Consider the following 20,576-nt stretch of genomic DNA (forward strand, 5'->3'; position numbering starts at 1 on the left):
ACCCAATCCAGACCGATGGCGACGATGGCGAAAAGCGGTAAGGAAACAGCGTCCAAATCCGAGAACCCGCCCCGGCGGATGATCGGCTACGCTCGCGTCTCCACCGCTGACCAGAACCCGGATATGCAGGTCGCCGCCCTGCGTGCCTACGGGGTGCCAGAAGCCTTAATCTTCGTGGACAGGGCGAGCGGCAGCACCTTGGACCGCCCGCAATTCATCCGCGCTCTGAAGTTCGCGCAGCACCCCGAAACGGAGTTCGTCGTCTGGAAGCTCGACCGCCTCGGTCGCACGCTGGAAGGCATCATCGAAGTCCTTGCTCTTCTCGAATCTCGGGGCCTGAAGTTCTTCAGCCTGACCGAGCGGGTCGATATGACGACGCCTATGGGCAAGGCCATGTTGCAGATGATGGCAGTCGTCGCCGAGCTTGAGCGCAACCTGATCGTGGAGCGCACCAAGGCGGGGATAGCCCGTGCTCGTGAACGCGGGGAGCGAGGCGGCCGGCCCATCGCAATGACCCCGGCGCGCGTCGAAGTGGCAGACATGATGCTGCGCCTCGGCAAGCGCGGCAATGAGGTCTGGGAAGCCCTCAAGCCCCTGTCCGAAGTGCCGATCAGCCGGGCGGCTTACTTCGCCTGGCAGAAGCAATGGGATGCCGGGGAGGTCACGGATCTGCCCGGCGATGATGAAGTCTGAAAAGGAGCAAGGGCGATGAAGAGTTCGGATTATATTTGTGATTTTTCGTGGTTGGTCTATTTCGCGTTCTTCGGCATGGCCTGCGGCGCGCTGTTGCTGATAGGCGCGTTGGGCGGACTGATATGGTTCATCGTGAACCATGTGCAAATTGTCTGAATAGGAGCAAGGCTATGGCCGAAGGATGGAAGTGCCCGAACTGCGGGAAGGCCCACGGGCCACACGTTGACACGTGCCCGGAGCCGGGTGGTTTGGCACCACCCTTCTCGCCGTCGCCGTTTCCATATCCGCAGCCCGGCACCCTCTACGCCCCGTCGCAGATATGGCCGCCGTACACGACATGCGGCGGCCCGCCGGGCAGCGTCGATTCAGGGGCCACGCAAGTAATCGATCGGGTTTCGGGGCGCAGCCTCGGGCCGTCCGACTGAGTCCAAATAGGAGCGAGGCGATGCTGGAATGGAGACGAAAACGAGTTTTCTGGCCTGTGCGGTTCACGCACGACAACAAGGGTTACATGATCCTTCATCAGCCGGCGCGGCGACGCGCGCGTTGGTTTGAGGTGGTGCTGACCTGTGAGTATCAGACCTTCCGGGATTCTCACCGGGGCTATAGGCCATGCTGATCTGCACAAAGGAGCGAGAACGCCCCGTGAACTTAGTACGGGTTGGTACGGGTTGGGGACGGGTTGGGCCAGATTTGCATGAACGAAACGCGATCAAACGCAATCGGCTTCATTGATTTCATTGAATTTTTAGGACGCTTCCCCCGTTCGGGACGAGGGGGTCGGAGGTTCAAATCCTCTCGCTCCGACCAGCCTGTTCCCCCAATCAGTCGGTACACAAACCGGGTCGTTCGCGAAAGCGACCTGCGCCACCGCGCGCATCGCCGCCGACCGTCCCGATGGCGCCGGCATTGCCACCGTGCTACAGCTTGCAGCTGACGCGGCTGAAGCTGCCGCGCCGGGGCCCCGACTGCCACGTCGCCACCCGCGACGTCGCCGCACGATGGAGGACCCCGCCCATGCCGTCCCCGCCCACCGAGACGCCGCGCCGCGAGATGGAAAGCCTCGATCCCGCAGACTGGGAAGAGATCCGCCGGCTCGCGCACCGCATGATCGATGACGGCATCGACCACCTGCGCGACGTGCGCAGCCGCCCCGTCTGGCAGGACATGCCGCCGGCGGTGCGGGAAGCCTTCCGGTCCGGCCTGCCGCAGGAGCCACAGCCGCTGGCGCAGGTTTATGACGAGGTGGCGGCGTCGGTGATGCCCTATCCGATGGGCAATATCCACCCGCGTTTCTGGGCCTGGTACATGGGTTGCAGCAACATCACCGGCGCACTGGCCGATTTCCTCGCCGCCGTGCAGGGCTCCAATCTCGGCGGCGGCAATCACGCCGCCACCCTGCTCGACAACCAGGTGGTCGACTGGCTCAAGACGATGATGGGCTTTCCCGCCGAGGCCAGTGGCTCGCTGGTCAGCGGCGGCTCGATGGCCAATCTGATCGGCTTGGTGGTCGCCCGCAATGTCATGGCCGGTGCCACCGGTGTCGACGTGCGCGAGGAGGGGATGGCCGCCGCTCGCCCCCTGTGCTTCTACGGGTCCGACCAGTTGCATGGCTGCCACCGCAAGACCATGGAAACGCTCGGGCTCGGCAACAATGCCCTGCGGCGGATCGGCACCGACCAGCGCCTGCGCATCGATTGCGACGCCTTGCGCGCCCGCATCGCCACCGACCGTGCCGATGGCCGGCATCCGGCCTGTATCATCGCCAGCGCCGGCACCGTCAACACCGGCGCCATCGACGATCTGCCGGGACTGGCAGCCATCGCCCGCGACGAGGGCCTCTGGCTGCATGTCGACGGCTGCATCGGCGCATTGCTGGCCATAGCGCCGGACAATGCCTGGCGGGTGGCGGGGCTCGAACTGGCCGATTCCATCGCCCTCGATCCGCACAAGCTGCTGCATGCGCCCTTCGAGGCTGGCTGCGTGCTGGTGCGCGACGCCGCCGCCCATCGCAAAAGTTTTGCGGTCGACAGCGAATATCTGCAATCGACCCGCCGCGGCCTGCCGTCGGGCGACTGGCTCTACGAGCTCGGACTGCAGACATCGCGCGGGTTTCGCGCGCTGAAGATCTGGATGGCGCTGAAGGAACACGGCGTCGACAAGTTCGGCCGCCTGATCGACCAGACCATCGCGCTGGCCGGCGAATTGGCGCGCCGGGTCGCCGCCGAGGAGACGCTCGAACTGGTGGTCGAGCCTCAGCTCAACATCGTCTGCTTCCGCTATCGCCGTCCCGGCCTCGACGCCGACCGGCTCAAGGCCGTCAATGTCGAGATCATGCTGCGGCTGCAGGAACAGGGCACCGCCGCCGTCTCCGACACCACGGTGCACGGCACGCATTGCCTGCGCGCCGCCATCGCCAATTACCGCACCCGCCCGGAGGATCTCGCTTTGCTGGTCTCCGAGACAACGCGGATCGGCCGCACGCTCGCGTCCTGAGAGATGCTGCCCGTGGCACGGCCCGCGCGACGGCGATCAGGCCCGTGGGGCCTGCTGGGCGATGGCGCTTTGCACCGCGCGTTGCCAATTGGCGTATTTGCGCTCGCGGTCGGCCTCCTGCATCGCCGGCTCGAAGCGTCGCTGCAGCTGCCAGATCTCCGCGAAGCCGTCTTTGCCCGGATAAAGGCCGGCTTTCATCCCGGCCAGCCAGGCGGCGCCGACCGCGGTGGTCTCGAGAATGGTCGGGCGGTCGATCGGCGCATCGAGAATGTCGGCGAGAAACTGCATCGTCCAGTCGCTGGCCACCATGCCGCCATCGACCCGGAGCGTGACATCACCGTCCGAGCGCCCCCAGTCGGCGCGCATCGCCTCGACAAGGTCGCGCGTCTGGTAACACACCGCTTCCAGCGCCGCCCGGGCGAATTCCGCCGGCCCGGAATTGCGCGTCAGTCCGAAAATCGCCCCGCGTACTTCCGGCTCCCAATAGGGGGCGCCAAGACCGGCGAATGCGGGCACCAGCACGACCTCCTGGCTGGCATCGGCCGCATCCGCCAATGGACCGGTCTCGCCGGCATTCTTGATGATCCCCAGCCCGTCGCGCAGCCATTGCACGGCCGCCCCGGCAATGAAGATGGCGCCCTCCAGCGCATAGGTGGTCTCTCCGTCCAGCCGGTAGGCAATGGTGGTCAGGAGCCGGTTTTCGGAGCGGATCGCCCGCGTGCCCGTATTCAGCACCATGAAGCAGCCGGTGCCATAGGTGGATTTCACCATGCCCGGCGCGAAACAGGCCTGGCCGATCGTTGCCGCGTGCTGATCCCCGGCCATGCCGAGCACCGGAATGCTGGCGCCGAAGAGCTCCTTCGCCGTAAATCCGAATTCGAAGGCGCAGTCCTCGACCGTCGGCAGCATCGCCCGCGGGATGTCAAACAGCGCCAGCAACTCCTCGTCCCAGCAATTGTCATGAATGTTGTAGAGCAGCGTCCGCGCCGCATTGGTCGCGTCGGTGCGATGGCATGCGCCGTCGGTCAGCCGCCACAGCAGGTAGCAATCAATCGTTCCGAACAGAAGATCGCCGCTTTCCGCCTTGCCGCGCGCGCCCTCGACATGATCGAGCAGCCAGCGGATTTTCGTCGCGGAGAAATAGGGGTCGAGCAGCAGCCCGGTTTTCGCGGCCACCAGCGCCTCGTGCCCCTCCTTTTGCAGCCTGGCGCAATCGCCGGACGTGCGCCGGTCCTGCCAGACAATGGCCCTGTGGATCGGCTTGCCGGTCTTCCGGTCCCAGACCACCGTCGTCTCGCGCTGATTGGTAATGCCGATGCCGGCAATCGAGGCGGGCTCGATCTGCGCCTTTCCGATGGCATTGCGGGCGGTCGCAACGACGCTGTCCCAGATGTCTTCCGCATCATGTTCAACCATGCCCGAGGCAGGGAAATGCTGGGTGAACTCGCGCTGGTCCGAGGCCGTCACGCCGAGCGTCTCGTCAAAGATGATGGACCGCGAGGAAGTTGTGCCCTGGTCGATCGCAAGAATGTAGGAAGCCATTGGTCGCCCCATGCCGCTGTGGATTTGCAACTAGCCTATGAAAAGGGGGCCAAAACGCAATGTCCTGGCCCCCTCATTCGTCAGCAGGCGCGCGATGCCCTCGCGCGCCGGCAGAAGCTTACTGCCAGCTCTTGATCAGCTCGTCATAGGCGATGGTTTCGCCGGCCGGCTTCTCGTTTTCGACCTTCGGATAGGGAGCTCCCGGCTGCTCGAGCCAGTAGGAGGGATCCTGCTCCTCGTTCATCACCGGCCCGATGTCGCCCTGCACGCCGGCACGCTCGAGACGCTCGAGCACCTTTTCCTGGGCTTCACACAGGGAATCGAGCGCTTCCTGCGCCGTCTTGGCACCGGACATCGCATCGCCGATATTCTGCCACCACAGCTGTGCCAGCTTCGGGTAGTCCGGCACGTTGGTGCCGGTCGGCGACCACTGGATGCGCGCCGGCGAGCGGTAGAACTCGATCAGCCCGCCAAGCTTGTCGGCCCGTTCGGTGAAGTGGTCGGAGTTGATCGTCGATTCCCGGATGAAGGTCAGACCGACATCCGACTTCTTCAGATCGACCGTCTTGGACGTGACGAACTGGGCATAAAGCCAGGCCGCCTTGGCGCGGTCGGTGGGTGTCGACTTCATCAGCGTCCACGAACCGGCATCCTGGTAGCCGACCTTCTGGCCATCCTTCCAGTAAACGCCGTGCGGCGAGGGGGCCATGCGCCATTTCGGCGTGCCGTCCTCGTTCATCACCGGCAGGCCCGGCTCCACCGTCGCTGCGGTGAAGGCGGTGTACCAGAACATCTGCTGCGCGATGTTGCCCTGGGCGGGGATCGGGCCGGCTTCGCCGAACGTCATCCCGGCCGCTTCCGGCGGCGAGTACTGTTTCAGCCAGTCGATCGCCTTCTCCACGGCGTAGACGGCCGCCGGCGCGTTGGTGGCTCCGCCGCGGTCGACACACGAGCCGACCGGCTGCGAGTTCTCGTTGACGCGGATGCCCCATTCGTCCACCGGCAGTCCGTTCGGCTCGCCGACATCGCCCATGCCGGCCATCGACATCCACGCATCGGTGTAACGCCAGCCGAGTGAGGGATCCTTCTTGCCGTAGTCCATGTTGCCGTAGACCTTGCCCTCGACACCCAGATGCGACAGATCGCGGCCGGTGAAGAATTCGGCAATGTCCTCATAGGCGGACCAGTTCACCGGCACGCCCAGATCGTAGCCGTATTTCTCCTTGAAATCGGCCTTGTTCTTTTCGTCGTTGAACCAGTCGTAGCGGAACCAGTACAGATTGGCGAACTGCTGGTCCGGCAGCTGGTAGAGCTTGCCGTCCGGAGCCGTGGTGAACGAGGTGCCGATGAAGTCGTCGACATCCAGGTCCGGATTGGTCACGTCCTTGCCTTCTCCGGCCATCCAGTCCGTCAGGTTGCGCACCTGCTGGTAGCGCCAGTGGGTGCCGATCAGATCGGAATCGTTGACATAGGCGTCATAGATGTTCTCGCCCGACTGCATCTGTGTCTGCAGCTTCTCGACGACATCGCCTTCGCCGATCAGATCATGCGTGACATTGATGCCGGTGATGGCGCTGAAGGCTTCCGCCAGCACCTTCGATTCGTATTCATGCGTCGTGATGGTTTCCGAAACGACCTTGATGTCCATGCCCTGGAACGGCTTCGCGGCATTGATGAACCATTCCATCTCGGCCTTCTGCTCGTCCTCCGAGAGCACCGACAGGCCGTTGATCTCCTCAGCCAGGAATTTCTCTGCCGCCGCCATGTCGGCATGGGCAGGACCCATTGCCAGCATCAAGGCCGCGACGGCCGTTGTGTTGAGTAGGATATTTCGCATGCTTTTTCCTCCCATTGGAACTATGCGCATTACGAAGATGAGGGGCTCATCTCCGGTTCAGTTGGCTCACACGGTACGAAAAACGCCGACGGCGAAGATCAGCGAGAGCCCAAAGGCCCACCACAGGTCCGGGCCGACGAGGCCCAGCCAAGCGAGATGGATGAAGGCGCTGCCGAGCAGCGATATGAACAGCCGGTCGCCGCGCGTCGTCTCGAAGCGCAACAGCCCGACGCGCGGATGCCCGCCCGGCGAGAAATACTCCCACACGCCCATGGCGATCAGCAGTCCGACAATACCGGCCCAGAACAGGAAGGTCGGCACGGTCCATGCCATCCATGAGAAATCCATCGCTTCCTCCCTAAACCCGGCCCAGGGCAAAGCCCTTGGCGATGTAGTTGCGAACGAAATAGATGACGAGCGCGCCGGGGATGATGGTGAGGACACCGGCGGCGGCCAGAACCCCCCAATCAACCCCCGACGCGCCGACCGTGCGGGTCATGATGGCGGCGATCGGCTTGGCGTCCGTCGTCGTCAGGGTCCGCGCGATCAAAAGCTCCACCCACGAGAACATGAAGTTGAAGAAGGCTGCGACGCCAATCCCCGAAGCGATCAGCGGCATGAAGATCTTCACGAAGAAGCGCGGGAAGGAGTAGCCGTCGATATAGGCCGTCTCGTCGATCTCCTTCGGCACGCCGGACATGAAGCCTTCGAGAATCCACACCGCAAGCGGCACGTTGAACAGGCAATGCGCCAGCGCCACCGCCAGATGCGTGTCGATCAGCCCGAAGGCCGAGTAGAGCTGGAAGAACGGCAGCACGAACACTGCCGCCGGCGCCATGCGGTTGGACAGCAGCCAGAAGAACATGTGCTTGTCGCCGAGGAACCGGTAGCGCGAGAAGGCATAGGCCGCCGGCAGCGCCGCCACGATCGAGATCGTCGTGTTCATCACCACGTAAATCAGCGAGTTGATGTAGCCGGTGTACCAGCTCGGATCGGTGAAGATCACCGCATAGTTTCTCAGCGTCGGGTTGTCGGGGATCAGCGTGAAGCGCGACAGGATCTCCTGGTTGGTCTTGAAGCTCATATTGAGCAGCCAGTAGATCGGCAGCATCAGGAACACGATGTAGAGCGTGGGCACCAGCCAGCGCGACACGCTCTTGCGGGCGAAGCGGTTGCTGGCCCGCACGTTCTTCGTATCGATGACGTTTGCCGGAGCGGCTGTGGTCTCGGCGACCTTGGTATCGGAAACGCGGTTGGCCATCAGTCTTCCACCCGCGCATCTGGCTTGTCGACGCCGACATTGCTCATCACGGTAAAGAAGATGTAGCTGATCGTGATCACCATCAACTGGTAGACCAGCGACATCGCCGCCGCCGGGCCGAGGTCGAATTGGCCCACCGCCTGCTTGACCAGGTCGATCGACATGAAGGTCGTTGAATTGCCCGGCCCGCCGCCGGTCAGCACGAATGGCTCGGTATAGATCATGAAGGAATCCATGAAGCGCAGCAGGAAGGCGATGATCAGCACGCCGCGCAATTTCGGCAGCTGGATGTAGCGGAACACCGACCAGCGCGAGGCGCCGTCGATTTTGGCGGCCTGGTAATAGGCTTCCGGAATGGAGACCAGCCCGGCATAGCACAACAGGACAACCAGGCTGGTCCAGTGCCACACATCCATCAGGATGATCGTCGCCCAGGCGTCGAAGATGTTGCTGGCGTAATTGTAGTTGATGCCCATCTGGTCGAGCGCGTAGCCCAGCAACCCGATGTCGGCACGCCCGAAGATCTGCCAGATCGTGCCGACAACGTTCCACGGGATCAGCAGCGGCAGCGCCATCAGGACAAGGCAGACCGGCACCCAGATACCCCGGCGCGGCATTGTCAGCGCGATTGCGATCCCGAGCGGGATCTCGATGCACAAGACGATGAAGGAGAACAGCAGGTTGCGGCTCAGCGAGTTCCAGAACCGGTCCGATCGCAGCACGTCCTGGAACCATTCGGTGCCGGCCCAGAAGAACTGGTTGTTGCCGAACGTGTCTTGCACGGAATAGTTCACCACCGTCATGATCGGAATGATGGCGCTGATGGCGACCAGCAGGAACACCGGGATCACCAGCAGCCAGGCCTTGTTGTTGTAGGGTTTATCCATGTTCACGCTCCCCGCCGCACCAGGTGAGAGTTCTTGTAGATATTGATCCGCGCCGGATCGAAGCGCAGCGCCGCGTCCGCCGGGATTTCCTCCCCCTCCTGCAGCAGCGCATTGACCGGGTGGCCCTCGAGATTGGTGCGGACAATCTGGAAGCGGCCGATATTTTCCACCGCATCGATGCGCACCGGAATGCCCTCGCTGCCGCGCGCCGTCAGGGTGACGAATTCCGGCCGGATGCCGAGCTCGAGATTCTCGCCTGACGCCGGTGAAGGCTGGACCAGATCGATCGCCGTGCTGCCCACGGTCGCCGTACGTCCGGTGATGTTGCAGGGCAGGACATTCATGCCCGGCGATCCGATGAAATATCCGACAAATGTGTGCGCCGGTTCCTCGAACAGCTCTTCCGGCGTGCCGATCTGCACCACTTCGCCGGCGTACATCACCACCACCTTGTCGGCAAAGGTCAGCGCCTCGGTCTGGTCGTGCGTAACATAGATCATCGTGTGCCCGAGCTGGCGGTGCAGGTCCTTCAGCTTGGTGCGCAGCTGCCACTTCATGTGCGGATCGATGACCGTCAGCGGCTCGTCGAACAGGATGGCGTTGACGTCGTAGCGCACCAGCCCCCGGCCCAGCGAGATCTTCTGCTTCTCGTCGGCGGTCAACCCGCGCGCCTTGCGGTCGGCCTTGTCGCCAAGGTCGAGAATCTCGACCATCTCGTTGACGCGCTCGGTGATCGTCTCGCGCGGCACGCGGCGGTTGATCAGCGGAAAGGCCAGGTTCTCCCGCACCGTCATCGTGTCGTAGATCACCGGGAACTGGAACACCTGCGCGATGTTGCGCTCCTCCGGTTGCAGATGCGTGACGTCCTTGCCGTCAAACTTGATGTGGCCCTTGGATGGCACCAGCAGACCGGAGATGATGTTGAGCAGGGTGGTCTTGCCGCAACCCGATGGTCCGAGCAGCGCGTAGGCGCCGCCATCCTCCCAGTTGTAGTTGATCTCCTTCAGCGCGAAGTCGGCATCCGAGGTCGGGTTCGGAAGGTAGGAGTGGGCCAGACGGTCGAGGGTGATGCTTGCCATGCTCTTGTCCTCACATCTGTCCGGCGGAAGCAGGCGACGAGACCAGTTTCTCGCCCGCATCGAAGATGAACACGTCGCGCCCGGCGATATAGGCCGGGATCTGGTCGCCAATGCCGATGCGATGCACCCCGTGCAGCAGAGCCACCATCGGGGCATGCGCGCTTTCCAGATGAATGAAGCTTTCCGAACCGGTGATTTCTGTTGTCGAAACACGGCAGGCGATGGTCAGGGCTTCGCCTTCCGGCGGGCGCAGCGACAGGTGATGCGGCCGCACGCCGAGCGTATAGGCCCCGTCCGCCAACCCGCCGAGATGCGCAGGGACCCGCAACCGGCTCTGCTCCACCACGAAGGCATCGCCGGTCTTCGTCACCGGCACCATGTTCATCGGCGGATCGGAGAAGGTCTGCGCCGTCAGAAGGTCCGAGGGCGCATTGTAAACGTCAATGGTGCGATCGAACTGCGTCACCCGGCCCTCGTGCAGCGTCGCCGTCTTGCCGCCGAGCAGCAGCGCTTCATGCGGCTCCGTGGTCGCGTAGACGAAGATCGCTCCCGTCTCGGCGAAGATTTTCGGCAGTTCGACCCGCAGCTCTTCGCGCAGCTTGTAGTCGAGATTGGCCAGCGGCTCGTCGAGCAGCACCAGTTCCGCATCCTTGACCAGGGCCCGCGCCAGCGCCGTTCGCTGCTGCTGGCCGCCCGACAAATTGAGCGGGGTGCGATCGAGATACGGCGTCAGCTTCATCAGCGCCGCGGCTTTCTGCACCCGCGCATCGATCTTCGACTTGTCGACGCCGGCAACCCGCATCGGCGAGGCGATGTTCTCGTAAACCGTCATCGCCGGATAGTTGATGAACTGCTGATAGACCATCGCCACATTGCGCTTCTGCACCGGCACGCCGACCACGTCCTTGCCGTCGAGCAGGATCTGCCCCGAGGTCGGGCGGTCGAGACCGGCCATCAGCCGCATCAGCGACGTCTTGCCGGACAGCGTCGGCCCGAGCAGCACATTCACCGTGCCCTTCTCGAGCTGCATCGACACGCCGTCAATGTGCAGGCTGTTGCCGACTTTCTTGCTGACGTTCCTCAGTTCAAGCATCAATCAACCCCGTTCCGCCGCGCTTTGGCGCGGTTGTGCGTTGATGTCCATGAAGGCTTGCAGGTCGGCCATCTGCTCCGGGCTGAAGCGAATGCCGAGCTTGGTTCTGCGCCATGCGACATCCTCTGCCGTCCGCGCCCACTCATGCGCGATCAGATACCGCACTTCCACCTCCGTCAAGCCATGTCCGAAATCGGTGCCGAGGTCGGCCGCCGACCCGGCGGCGTCGAGCATCTCGAAGACCTTGAGGCCGTAGCATCGCGCCAGCCGTTCGCTCTGCGCCGTCCCGAGAAACGGGAAGGTGGCGCGCAGCCGGGCCAGCAGCGCGTCAAAGCCGGTCACTGCGAAATCGCCGCCGGGCAGGGCACTTTCGCGCGTCCACGGCCTGCCTTTCGCGCCGAGCGTCGCCTCGACTTTCTCCAGCATCGATTCCGCCAGGCGGCGATAGGTGGTGATCTTGCCGCCAAAGACATTGATGACCTTGGCCTGTGCACTTTCGCCGTCGACGCGCAGGACGTAATCGCGCGTTGCTTCCTGCGCTTTCGAGGCGCCGTCGTCGTAAAGCGGCCGCACGCCGGAAAAGGTCCAGACGATGTCGTCACGCGTCACCGGCTCGCGAAAATACGCGCTCGCCCCCTCGCACAGATAGTCGATTTCCTGCTCCGAGATGCGCACATCCGACAACGGACCGTGATAATCCTGGTCGGTGGTGCCGATCAGCGTGAAATCCTGCTCGTAGGGGATGGCGAAAAAGATGCGTTCGTCGGTGTTCTGGAAGAAATAGGCCTTCGGGTGATCGAACTTGCGGCGCACGACGATGTGGCTGCCCTGAACAAGGCGCACATTGTCCGCGTTGGTGTGACCGAGGGACGTCTGCAGGATGTCATCGACCCAGGGGCCGCCGGCATTGATCAGCAGTTTCGCCCCGACCGTCTCTATGGCGCCGGTATCGACCGATTGCAGCGAGACCTCCCACTCCGCCTCTTTGCGTTTTGCCGAGACAACCTTCGTCCGCGTGTGAATTTCCGCGCCTCTGGCCTGCGCGTCCATGGCATTGAGCACGACGAGGCGGGCATCGTTCACCCAGCAGTCGGAATACTCGAACGCTTTCGAAAACTCGCTCTTCAGCGGCCGCCCGGCACTGTCCGATCGCAAGTCGACGACATCGGTCGCCGGCAGCAGCTTTCGCCCGCCCAGATGGTCGTAAAGAAACAGGCCGAGCCGCAGCAGCCAGGCCGGCCGCATGCCGTCATGATGCGGCAGCACGAAGCGCAGCGGCCAGATGATATGCGGCGCCATCCGCAACAGCACCTCGCGCTCGATCAGGGCCTCGCGGACCAGCCGGAACTCGTAATGCTCGAGATAGCGCAGGCCGCCATGGATCAGCTTGGTCGACCAGGAGGATGTGCCCGAAGCCAGATCGTTCATCTCGGCCAGGCATACGGAATAGCCCCGGCCGGCCGCATCGCGCGCGATGCCGCAGCCATTGATTCCGCCGCCAATGACGAGAAGATCATAGTGCCTGGACAAGTCTGCCTCCCGAAGACGGTCACGCTTCCTCCAAAGCGAAACCGCTCACAGAAGAAGTGAAAATAATACGAATGTCAAACGAAAATGTCTCGAAAGGCTGACGCCCGTTCTCCCGCCGCGCGACGCGCCTGCGTCTCAGGCGGCGCCGGCTTCGATCAGCCGCACATCATTGTCCACGCAGATCCGGCGGATGGTGTCGCTGGCGCAGATATCGGTGACAAAGGTGTTCACCTGCGAAAGATGTGCGATGCGCACCGGCGCCGTGCGTTCGAACTTGGTTGAATCGGCGACCAGGATCACGTTGCGGGCGTTCTCGATGATCGCCTGTGCCACTTTCACCTCGCGGATATCGAAGTCCAGCAGCGCCCCGTCATGATCGATCGCGGAGGTGCCGATCACCGCGTGATCCACCTTGAACTGGCGGATGAAATCCACCGCCGTTTCCCCGACGATGCCGCCATCCGCGGCGCGCACCACCCCGCCGGCCATCACCACCTCAAACTTGCGATATACCCGTAAACGATTGGCAACATTGATGTTATTAGTGATCGCCATCAGGCCGACATGGTCCAATAGCGCCTCGCTGACTGCTTCCGTGGTCGTACCGATATTGATGAACAGCGAGGATTCATTGGGGATCAGCGCCGCCGCGGCCCTGCCGATCGCCGATTTCTCAGGTGCCGCAATCTGCCGGCGCTCCTCATATTCGAGATTGGCAACACCGGAGGGAAGTTCGGCGCCGCCGTGGATCCGCTTGAGCAATTGCTGCTCGCACAGATCGTTGAGATCCTTGCGGATCGTCTGCGGCGTTACATTGAAGCGCGACGCCAGGTCCTCGACCAGCACCCGTTCCTCGATCTTCGCCAGTTCGAGAATTCTTTCATGACGTGGGGTCAGATACATGCCGGTTCCGCGGTTTCATTTCTCTTTCGTTTTATCTATAACCGAACCCGAGCGAAACTCCAATCTGCCGATCTGCACGGACGGGTCGGTGCCGCGGCGAGGATGCAATGAACGGATCTCCTTTTTCACAAACCCTGTTTGACGGCCAGACCGTTCTTGTCACCGGAGCCGGGCGCGGCATCGGCCTGAGCGTGGCGCGCGCCTTTGCCGATCACGGCGCAAGGGTCATCGTCCACAGCGGCCGCGCCGGCACCGCGGAAACATTTGCCGGCAGCGGAATCGAAGCGCTGGAGGCCGATTTCAGCCAGCGCACCGGGGTCGCCGACTTCATTGCCGCCGTGCACGACCGCACCGACCACCTTGATGTGCTGGTCAACAATGCCGGCACCATGCTTGGCCGCTTTCCGGCGGGAGAGATCACCGATGCCCAGTATGATGAACTGGTGATGCTCAACCAGACCAGCGTGGTGATGCTGTGCCGTGGCCTGCTCGCGCCGCTGCGCGCCGCTCGCCAGGCGGCCATCGTCAACACCGTGTCGATCTCCGCCAGAACCGGCGGCAGCCCCGGCTCGTCCGTCTACAGTGCCACCAAGGCTTTCGTGTCCACCTATACCCGCGCATTGGCCCGCGAACTGGCGCCGGACGGCATCCGCGCCAACGCCGTCTCGCCCGGCACCATCGCCACCGATTTTCACGGGCGCTATTCCAGCGCCGCCAAACTCGAGGCCACCCGCGCCGCGCTGCCGCTGCAGCGGCTCGGAACGCCGGACGATTGCGCCCCCGCGTTCCTCTTTCTCGCCAGTCCGCTCCTGTCGGGCTACATCACTGGGCAGGTGCTCGAGATCAACGGGGGTCAGTTGATGGCCTAGCCATGCCATCTTGAGCCGCCGCCCGGCGGCCAGCGCGCCGATTGCCTTTGCGCGTGAAATCCGCTGGCGCCCGGCCTGCGATCTGCGCTAGTTTCACGCGGCCCGGCCCGGCTCACGCCGTGCTTCAGAAGGGCAGGGGATGACCCGCCGTTGTGTGCGGGCGTGGATATCGGCGCGGGGCCGGCGATGACACAGGATGCAGGCATGGCTGACCAGAACGCTGCGCCCTCGGAACGCGCGCCCCCGGCGCGCAGCCCGGTGGCGCGGGTCGTGGCCGCCATCGACACCGCCGACTTCTTTCCGGCGATGACCGATTATCTGCGCTCTGTGGTTCCCTTTCGCGGCATCTTCGTCACCCACCTGCACCGCGATCGGCCGCCCGGACATGTCTATGACAATGTCCGCGCCGAGCGCCACCGCGTCGTCGTCAATCAGTATCTCGACAGTGCCTATCTGCTCGATCCCGTCTACGATGCCTATCTGTCGGGGCGCATCAACTGTGCCATGCGGCTGCGCGACATCGCTCCCGACCGGTTTCGCAGCTCGACCTATTTTCGCCGCTACTATCAGAAGATCGTGCTGCGCGACGAGATGGCATTGCTCGTGCCGATGCCCGGCGACGATGCCCTTTTCTACTCGCTCGGACGGCTTGGCGACGAACCGCGCTTCACCGCGCGCGCCGTGCGCGCCTTTCAAGACGAGATGCCGGTGATCACCGCCCTGACCGGCAAGCATTTCGATCGCGGCCGCCACGGACCGTCCGGGCCCCGCGACGTCCCCGCCGGACCTTCGCTGACCGCCGCGCTCGAGGCTTTTGGCCGCGATGTTCTCACCGCCCGCGAGCGCGAGGTGGCAACGCTCATCCTCAAGGGGCATTCCTCCGCCTCGGTGGCCGCCGTGGCCGGCATTGCCGTGGCCACGGTGAAGATCCACCGCAAGAACATCTACCGCAAGCTCGGACTGTCGTCGCAGTCGGAGCTGCTGTCGCTCTTCCTGCGCTCGGTCCTGCAGTGATCCATACCTCCTTGGGGGTATTTACCGGCACGCATGCGGCTCCTAGCCTGAAGACAATTGCAGGGGGACAGCGTGACGAACACTCACACAGGCACCGTCTTGGCAGACCAGGGTTCGGCGGACGCGCACAGGCCCGCAGCCGTTTCCGTGCAGAAACTGTCGAAGAGATTTGGCGCCGGGCCGTTTGCCATCACCGCTCTGGACGCCGTCGAGATCGATATTGATCAGAACGAATTCTTCACGCTGCTCGGACCGTCCGGCTGCGGCAAGACCACGCTGCTGCGCCTGATCGCCGGCTTCGAACTGCCCTCCAGCGGTACCATCGCCTTGCAGGGCGAGGACATCACGGCGTTGCCGCCGCACCGGCGGCCGGTCAACACCGTGTTCCAGAGCTATGCCCTGTTTCCGCACATGACGGTTGCCGAGAATATCGGCTTCGGTCTGCGCATGCTTGGCAAATCGAAGGCCGAGATCGGCACTGTCACCGAGCGCATGCTGGCCCTCGTGCAGCTTGAGGCACTGGCCGGCCGGCGCACCGATCAGCTCTCCGGTGGTCAGCAGCAGCGCGTCGCGCTGGCACGCGCTCTGGCACCGGCACCGCGCGTATTGCTCCTCGACGAGCCGTTGGCCGCGCTCGATCTCAAACTGCGCAAGAGCATGCAGCTCGAACTCAAGAGCCTGCAGGCGGAAACCGGCATCACCTTCATCTTCGTCACCCACGATCAGGAAGAGGCGCTGACCATGTCCGATCGCATTGCGGTGATGAAGGCCGGCCGCATCCTGCAGGTCGGCAATCCGCGCCAGATATATGACCGTCCCGAGCACCGCTTCGTCGCCGACTTCATCGGCGATATCAACATTCTCGAGGCAACGGTTCTCGAGGCCCGTGACGGCGTCGCGACGGTGCGTCTGAAGGACGGCACGAAGGTCAGCGCCGGCACGGCCGCCGGTGCGGCGCCCACCGGCGAGGTGGCCATTGCCATCCGCCCGGAAAATCTGCGTCTGGCCGGCGAGGGCGAGAGCGCCACGATCACCGGCACGCTGGAGAACCTTGTCTATTTCGGCGCCGCCAGCAATCTGCATCTGCGCCTGCCCACCGGCGAGGACCTCGTGGTCCGCGTTCCCGGCACATTCGCGGAAGGCCGCTACACGCCCGGGGCATCGCTGGGCGTCAGCTTCCAGCCCGAACTGACCCGGGTCCTGGCATGAGCGCGCCGCCGCAAAATCCGGCTCTTGCAGCGGCGATCGCCAGCACCACCCGGCGGGAGCGGACAACCCGCGCCGCCCTTCTGGCACCGGCGCTGCTGATCATTCTGACAATCAGCGTCCTGCCGCTCGGCATCACGCTCGTCTATTCCTTCCTCACGCCGGGAACCTACGGCGGCGTGACCTGGGAATTCAGCGTCAACAGCTACCTGCAATTCCTGTTTGACCGCGACATCTTCGACGACACGCTGAGCTTCAACCCGGCCTATCTTTCAATCTATCTGCGCTCGATCGGTCTCGCCCTCGGCGCCACGCTCGGCGCGTTGATCCTTGGTTTTCCGACCGCCTATTTCATCGCCACCAAGCCGCGCGAGCAGCGCAACATCTGGCTGTTTCTCGTCACCCTGCCATTCTGGACCAACCTTCTGATCCGCACCTACGCCATGCTGCTGATCATTCGCGACGAGGGGATCATCAACACGGTGCTGATGCAGATCGGCCTGCTGAACGCGCCCCTGACCATTCTCTACACCGACACCGCCGTGTTCATCGGACTGATCTATTCCTACCTGCCGTTCATGGTGCTGCCGCTCTATGCCAGCCTGGAAAAGCTCGATTTCAACCTCGTCGAGGCCGGCTACGATCTCTATGCCAACCGCCTGCGCGTTCTCTTTCACGTCATCGTGCCGCTGGCCAAACCGGGCATTGTGGCCGGTTGCGTGCTCGTCTTCATTCCCGGTCTCGGCGCCTACATCACGCCCGAGCTTCTCGGCGGCGGCAAGAAACTGATGATCGGCAACATGATCGCCATGCAGTTCGGAGCCTCGCGCAACTGGCCGTTCGGCTCGGCAGCGGCGCTCATCCTGATGACCCTGGTGATCCTGGTACTGCTGGTCTATGCCCGCGCCGCCCGCCGGAAGGAGGCGGTCCATGACTGAAGGCTCCCCGGCCCCTGTGTTGCGCGCCTTTCGCCGGCGCGACCTGCGCGCCATGCCCGGCTTCAAGGCGATGGCCTGGTTGTGCATCATCGCCCTGTACATGCCTCTGGCTGTGCTCATCATCTTCTCGTTCAATGACAATCGCTCGGTGGTGCGCTGGACCGAATTTTCCCTCGACTGGTATGCCAAGGCCCTGGCCAATGACGGGATCCGCAACGCCGCCTTGGTGTCGGTGAAGATCGCCCTGTTCGCCACCGTCATCTCGACCGTCGTTGCGACCATGGCCGCCCTGGCGACGACCCGCACCCGCGGCTTTCGCGGCCAGGGTCTTGTCTACGGCATCATCAACCAGCCGCTGATGATCCCCGAGATCGTCACCGCCATCGCCACTTTGTCGCTGTTCGCACTGATCAAGCGGCTGACCGGGGTCACCGGTGTCGGCTACCTGATGATGGCGCATGCCGCCTTCTGCATTCCCTTCGCCTACATGCCGATCCGCGCCCGCCTTGAAACCATGACGCTGACCATGGAGCAGGCCGCCGCCGATCTGTATGCCACGCCGTTGAAGGCCTTCGCACTGATCACCCTGCCATTGCTCGGCCCCGGCATCGTCTCGGGCGCCATGCTCGCCTTTGTCGTGTCTCTCGACGACGTCATCATCACGCTGCTGGTCGCCGGACCGGGCGAGACCACGCTTCCCATTTACATTCTCGGCGCCATTCGGCGCGGGATCACCCCGGAGATCAATGCCGTCTCGACCATTTTGGTCGCGGTCTCGGTGTTGCTGGTCGTCCTGCTGTTCTTCGTGCAGCGGCGCATGCAGCGCTAAAGACGGAATAAAAAGGAGAGAGGAACAATGAAAGCGCTTATCAGGCTTTTCGGAGCAGCATCCGTGCTCGCCTTCGCGTCATCGGCGGCGATGGCGGAGGGTGAATTGAACATCTACAACTGGGGGAATTACACCAACCTCGACATGATCAAGAAGTTCGAGGAAAAGCATGACGTCAAGGTCAACCTCGATGGCTATGATTCCAACGAGGCGATGCTCGCCAAGGTGAAGGCCGGCGACACGGGCTACGACATTGTCGTTCCCGGCGACTACATGATCAAGGTGATGATCGGCGAGGGCCTGCTCGAGGAGGTCAAGCCCAACGAGATGGAGAACTTCAAGAATGTCGATTCGCAATGGGTCGATGTCTGGTGGGACCCGGGCCGCAACTATTCGATTCCCTACCAGTGGGGCACCACCTCCTTCACGGTCGACACGACGGTCTATGACGGCGACATCAACACGCTCGCCCTGATGTTCGATCCGCCCGAGGTCCTGAAGGGCCGGATCAACATGCTCAATGACATGAATGATGTCATCAACGCCGGTCTGCGCTATCTCGGCTACGGCCGCTGCAATGGCAATCAGGACGAGCTGCGCGAGGTTCTCGACCTGCTCATGGCCGCCAAGCCGCATTGGCGCACCATGGATTACGCCACCATCGAGAAGCTGACTTCCGGTGACGTCGATCTGAGCCAGACCTGGAACGGCGCGGCCATGCGGGCCCGCGCCCAGCGCGAGACCCTGCAATACGCCTATCCGAAGGAAGGCTTCACCGGCTGGATGGACAATGTCGCGGTCCTCAAGGGCGCTCCGAATCTGGAGAACGCCAAGCTGTTCATCAACTTCATGATGGATCCGGAAAACGCCGCCATGACCTCCAATTTCGCGCGCTATGCCAATGGCATCAAGGGCAGCGAGGAATTCATGGATGAGGAAATGCTCTCCGCGCGTGAGATCGTCATGCCCGAAGATGCGCCCGAGCCGGACTTCGTCACGCCCTGTCCGCAGGAAGTGGTCGATCTGTACAACAAGATCTGGACCCGGCTGAAACAGTAGGCCCTCACTCCGGACGCGCGCGCCGCGCGCGTCCGTCTTTGCCCCGGGGATCGCTCCCCAAGTCTCGCAGCAGGGATCACCGCGATGTCAGACACCGACAAGGTGGAGCCGACCGTGGCGCCGAAGACTGCCCGTCAACTGGGCATCATGCAGGGGTTTCCGCCCCCGCCGGAAAAGCGGCCGACCCTTGAGAACTGGGACCTGCCGCCCTTCAACCGCTGGAGTTTCCAGAATGTGCGCAGCCTGATCCCGACGGTTGACGTGTTCCGCGGCTACGGCGCCCCATCGCCGATGCCCGAGGCCCCGCGCGATCTTTCCGAAGTGACCTTCACGCGCGAGGATGGCAGCAGCGTCTCGCTCGCGCGGTTTCTCGATGACAGCTACTGTGACGCGTTTCTCGTCATGCATCGCGGCGCCATCGTCTACGAGACCTATCTCAACGGCATGCAACGCGAGACCTTGCACCTGTCGCAATCCGTCGCCAAATCCGTCGTCGGCCTGCTGGCCGGCATTCTTGCCGAAAACGGCACCCTTGACCTGCATGTGCCGCTTGTCGAGATGGTGCCGGAGCTGGGCCGCTGCGGCTATGCCGATGCGACACTCGACCAGGTGCTCGACATGCGCTCCGGCGTCCGCTTCAGCGAAGATTACAATCTGCCCGGCAGCGATATGACGCGCATCGACGTGGCCTCCGGCTGGCGCCCGGCCGCTGCCCATGAAGTGCGGCCGACGATCCGCGAGGTTATTCTCAGCCTGCCGAAGGTGCGCCCGCATGGCGAGGCCTTCGAGTACCGCTCGATCGAGACGGACGTTGCCGCCTGGGTTCTCGAGCGCACCGCCGGCAAGTCGCTGGCATCCCTGGTCAGCCGCCATCTCTGGCAGGCCATCGGCGCCGAGCGCGATGCCTATTTCACCGTCGACGAAGCCGGAACGGCCCTCGCCGACGGCGGCTTCAATGCAACCTTGCGCGACTATGCGCGGCTTGGCCGCCTGCTTCTCGACGGCGGGTGCGCCGATGGCCGCCAGGTCGTTCCTGCCGCCTGGATCGAAGGCATGCGCCAGGGCGATCATTCCGTGTTCGCGCATCCCTATACGGCGGTGCTGCCGCAGGGCGCCTATCGCCGCTTCTGGTGGATCCGCGACACCGCCCGCGGCGATATCTGCGCCCGCGGCGTCTTCGGCCAGTTGATCTATGCCGATCCGCGCAGTGATTTCCTGGCCGTCAAGCTGTCGACATGGCCGGACTACGTCATCCCGTCGCTGACCCGCGACACGTTCCGGGCCCTCGATACGATCCGGGACGCGCTGATCGAATGAGCGCCCGCGATCATATTGCGTGA

The 20,576-nt window shown here is 63.4% G+C and carries 19 protein-coding genes; 10 read left to right on the top strand and 9 right to left on the bottom strand.

Annotated elements, in window-relative coordinates; all coding sequences use genetic code 11:
- The 3 genes from KY465_RS14875 to KY465_RS14885 all read left to right on the top strand — a co-directional run.
- Positions 1 to 693, top strand: a 693-nt coding sequence (locus tag KY465_RS14875) for a recombinase family protein (RefSeq protein WP_219202833.1), incomplete at its 5' end; no start/stop codon positions are given.
- 15 nt (positions 694 to 708) lie between these two features.
- The gene (locus tag KY465_RS14880) at positions 709 to 849 is read left to right on the top strand and encodes a hypothetical protein (RefSeq protein ID WP_219201790.1); all 141 of its coding nucleotides are present in this window, start codon (positions 709 to 711) and stop codon (positions 847 to 849) included.
- 861 nt (positions 850 to 1,710) lie between these two features.
- Positions 1,711 to 3,189 carry a pyridoxal phosphate-dependent decarboxylase family protein gene (locus KY465_RS14885; protein WP_219202835.1) on the top strand — a complete coding sequence of 493 codons (1,479 nt, stop codon included), beginning with the start codon at positions 1,711 to 1,713 and terminating at the stop codon, positions 3,187 to 3,189.
- Between the two features lie 36 nt (positions 3,190 to 3,225).
- Here the strand turns inward: KY465_RS14885 and glpK are convergent, their stop codons facing one another.
- The 9 genes from glpK to KY465_RS14930 form a co-directional block, all read right to left on the bottom strand.
- Positions 3,226 to 4,731, bottom strand: coding sequence for a glycerol kinase GlpK (gene glpK / locus KY465_RS14890; RefSeq protein ID WP_219202836.1), 1,506 nt, complete (start codon positions 4,729 to 4,731; stop codon positions 3,226 to 3,228).
- Positions 4,732 to 4,849: 118 nt separating this feature from the next.
- A complete protein-coding gene (locus tag KY465_RS14895; protein WP_219202838.1) occupies positions 4,850 to 6,568 on the bottom strand; it encodes an ABC transporter substrate-binding protein in 1,719 nt (572 codons plus the stop codon).
- Between the two features lie 66 nt (positions 6,569 to 6,634).
- Positions 6,635 to 6,916 (bottom strand): DUF2160 domain-containing protein, encoded by a 282-nt coding sequence (locus tag KY465_RS14900; protein ID WP_219202840.1) that lies wholly within the window; start codon positions 6,914 to 6,916, stop codon positions 6,635 to 6,637.
- Between the two features lie 10 nt (positions 6,917 to 6,926).
- On the bottom strand, positions 6,927 to 7,829 hold the full coding sequence (locus tag KY465_RS14905; RefSeq protein WP_255561740.1) for a carbohydrate ABC transporter permease: 903 nt from the start codon (positions 7,827 to 7,829) through the stop codon (positions 6,927 to 6,929).
- A complete protein-coding gene (locus tag KY465_RS14910; protein WP_219202841.1) occupies positions 7,829 to 8,716 on the bottom strand; it encodes a carbohydrate ABC transporter permease in 888 nt (295 codons plus the stop codon). The genes KY465_RS14905 and KY465_RS14910 overlap by 1 nt, the downstream gene beginning before the upstream one ends.
- A gap of 2 nt (positions 8,717 to 8,718) precedes the next feature.
- Positions 8,719 to 9,795, bottom strand: a complete 1,077-nt coding sequence (locus KY465_RS14915) for an ABC transporter ATP-binding protein (protein WP_219202843.1) — start codon at positions 9,793 to 9,795, stop codon at positions 8,719 to 8,721.
- Positions 9,796 to 9,805: 10 nt separating this feature from the next.
- Positions 9,806 to 10,888, bottom strand: a complete 1,083-nt coding sequence (locus tag KY465_RS14920; RefSeq protein ID WP_219202845.1) for an ABC transporter ATP-binding protein — start codon at positions 10,886 to 10,888, stop codon at positions 9,806 to 9,808.
- A gap of 3 nt (positions 10,889 to 10,891) precedes the next feature.
- A complete protein-coding gene (glpD, locus tag KY465_RS14925; protein ID WP_219202847.1) occupies positions 10,892 to 12,418 on the bottom strand; it encodes a glycerol-3-phosphate dehydrogenase in 1,527 nt (508 codons plus the stop codon).
- Positions 12,419 to 12,553: 135 nt separating this feature from the next.
- Positions 12,554 to 13,321, bottom strand: a complete 768-nt coding sequence (locus KY465_RS14930) for a DeoR/GlpR family DNA-binding transcription regulator (RefSeq protein WP_219202849.1) — start codon at positions 13,319 to 13,321, stop codon at positions 12,554 to 12,556.
- A 107-nt stretch (positions 13,322 to 13,428) separates the two neighbouring features.
- Here KY465_RS14930 and KY465_RS14935 point away from each other — a divergent pair, with 107 nt between their 5' ends.
- The 7 genes from KY465_RS14935 (at position 13,429) to KY465_RS14965 (ending at position 20,553) form a co-directional block, all read left to right on the top strand.
- Complete coding sequence (locus KY465_RS14935) at positions 13,429 to 14,190, top strand: SDR family NAD(P)-dependent oxidoreductase (RefSeq protein WP_219202851.1); 762 nt, start codon at positions 13,429 to 13,431, stop codon at positions 14,188 to 14,190.
- Between the two features lie 204 nt (positions 14,191 to 14,394).
- On the top strand, positions 14,395 to 15,204 hold the full coding sequence (locus KY465_RS14940) for a LuxR C-terminal-related transcriptional regulator (RefSeq protein ID WP_219202853.1): 810 nt from the start codon (positions 14,395 to 14,397) through the stop codon (positions 15,202 to 15,204).
- Positions 15,205 to 15,351: 147 nt separating this feature from the next.
- A complete protein-coding gene (locus KY465_RS14945) occupies positions 15,352 to 16,413 on the top strand; it encodes an ABC transporter ATP-binding protein (RefSeq protein WP_346432661.1) in 1,062 nt (353 codons plus the stop codon).
- Entirely contained in the window at positions 16,410 to 17,348 is a 939-nt protein-coding gene (locus KY465_RS14950; protein WP_219202855.1) for an ABC transporter permease, read from the top strand. Before KY465_RS14945 ends, KY465_RS14950 begins: the two co-directional genes overlap by 4 nt.
- The gene (locus KY465_RS14955; protein WP_219202857.1) at positions 17,341 to 18,177 is read left to right on the top strand and encodes an ABC transporter permease; all 837 of its coding nucleotides are present in this window, start codon (positions 17,341 to 17,343) and stop codon (positions 18,175 to 18,177) included. The genes KY465_RS14950 and KY465_RS14955 overlap by 8 nt, the downstream gene beginning before the upstream one ends.
- A gap of 27 nt (positions 18,178 to 18,204) precedes the next feature.
- Entirely contained in the window at positions 18,205 to 19,236 is a 1,032-nt protein-coding gene (locus KY465_RS14960) for an extracellular solute-binding protein (RefSeq protein ID WP_219202859.1), read from the top strand.
- Between the two features lie 84 nt (positions 19,237 to 19,320).
- Positions 19,321 to 20,553: a serine hydrolase domain-containing protein gene (locus KY465_RS14965; protein ID WP_255561741.1), complete on the top strand. Its 1,233-nt coding sequence runs from the start codon at positions 19,321 to 19,323 to the stop codon at positions 20,551 to 20,553.
- Positions 20,554 to 20,576 lie beyond the last annotated feature (23 nt).

The sequence above is a fragment of the Neohoeflea coraliihabitans genome (genome assembly GCF_019334345.1).
Classification (GTDB): Bacteria; Pseudomonadota; Alphaproteobacteria; order Rhizobiales; family Rhizobiaceae; genus Pseudohoeflea; species Pseudohoeflea coraliihabitans.

What these genes read in the sequence shown, in the direction of transcription:
- KY465_RS14880 (WP_219201790.1), top strand. Translation starts at nt 709, where the DNA reads ATGAAGAGTTCGGATTATATTTGTGATTTTTCGTGGTTGGTCTATTTC.
- KY465_RS14885 (WP_219202835.1), top strand. Translation starts at nt 1,711, where the DNA reads ATGCCGTCCCCGCCCACCGAGACGCCGCGCCGCGAGATGGAAAGCCTC.
- glpK (WP_219202836.1), bottom strand. Translation starts at nt 4,731, where the DNA reads ATGGCTTCCTACATTCTTGCGATCGACCAGGGCACAACTTCCTCGCGG.
- KY465_RS14895 (WP_219202838.1), bottom strand. Translation starts at nt 6,568, where the DNA reads ATGCGAAATATCCTACTCAACACAACGGCCGTCGCGGCCTTGATGCTG.
- KY465_RS14900 (WP_219202840.1), bottom strand. Translation starts at nt 6,916, where the DNA reads ATGGATTTCTCATGGATGGCATGGACCGTGCCGACCTTCCTGTTCTGG.
- KY465_RS14905 (WP_255561740.1), bottom strand. Translation starts at nt 7,829, where the DNA reads ATGGCCAACCGCGTTTCCGATACCAAGGTCGCCGAGACCACAGCCGCT.
- KY465_RS14910 (WP_219202841.1), bottom strand. Translation starts at nt 8,716, where the DNA reads ATGGATAAACCCTACAACAACAAGGCCTGGCTGCTGGTGATCCCGGTG.
- KY465_RS14915 (WP_219202843.1), bottom strand. Translation starts at nt 9,795, where the DNA reads ATGGCAAGCATCACCCTCGACCGTCTGGCCCACTCCTACCTTCCGAAC.
- KY465_RS14920 (WP_219202845.1), bottom strand. Translation starts at nt 10,888, where the DNA reads ATGCTTGAACTGAGGAACGTCAGCAAGAAAGTCGGCAACAGCCTGCAC.
- KY465_RS14930 (WP_219202849.1), bottom strand. Translation starts at nt 13,321, where the DNA reads ATGTATCTGACCCCACGTCATGAAAGAATTCTCGAACTGGCGAAGATC.
- KY465_RS14935 (WP_219202851.1), top strand. Translation starts at nt 13,429, where the DNA reads ATGAACGGATCTCCTTTTTCACAAACCCTGTTTGACGGCCAGACCGTT.
- KY465_RS14940 (WP_219202853.1), top strand. Translation starts at nt 14,395, where the DNA reads ATGGCTGACCAGAACGCTGCGCCCTCGGAACGCGCGCCCCCGGCGCGC.
- KY465_RS14950 (WP_219202855.1), top strand. Translation starts at nt 16,410, where the DNA reads ATGAGCGCGCCGCCGCAAAATCCGGCTCTTGCAGCGGCGATCGCCAGC.
- KY465_RS14955 (WP_219202857.1), top strand. Translation starts at nt 17,341, where the DNA reads ATGACTGAAGGCTCCCCGGCCCCTGTGTTGCGCGCCTTTCGCCGGCGC.
- KY465_RS14960 (WP_219202859.1), top strand. Translation starts at nt 18,205, where the DNA reads ATGAAAGCGCTTATCAGGCTTTTCGGAGCAGCATCCGTGCTCGCCTTC.
- KY465_RS14965 (WP_255561741.1), top strand. Translation starts at nt 19,321, where the DNA reads ATGTCAGACACCGACAAGGTGGAGCCGACCGTGGCGCCGAAGACTGCC.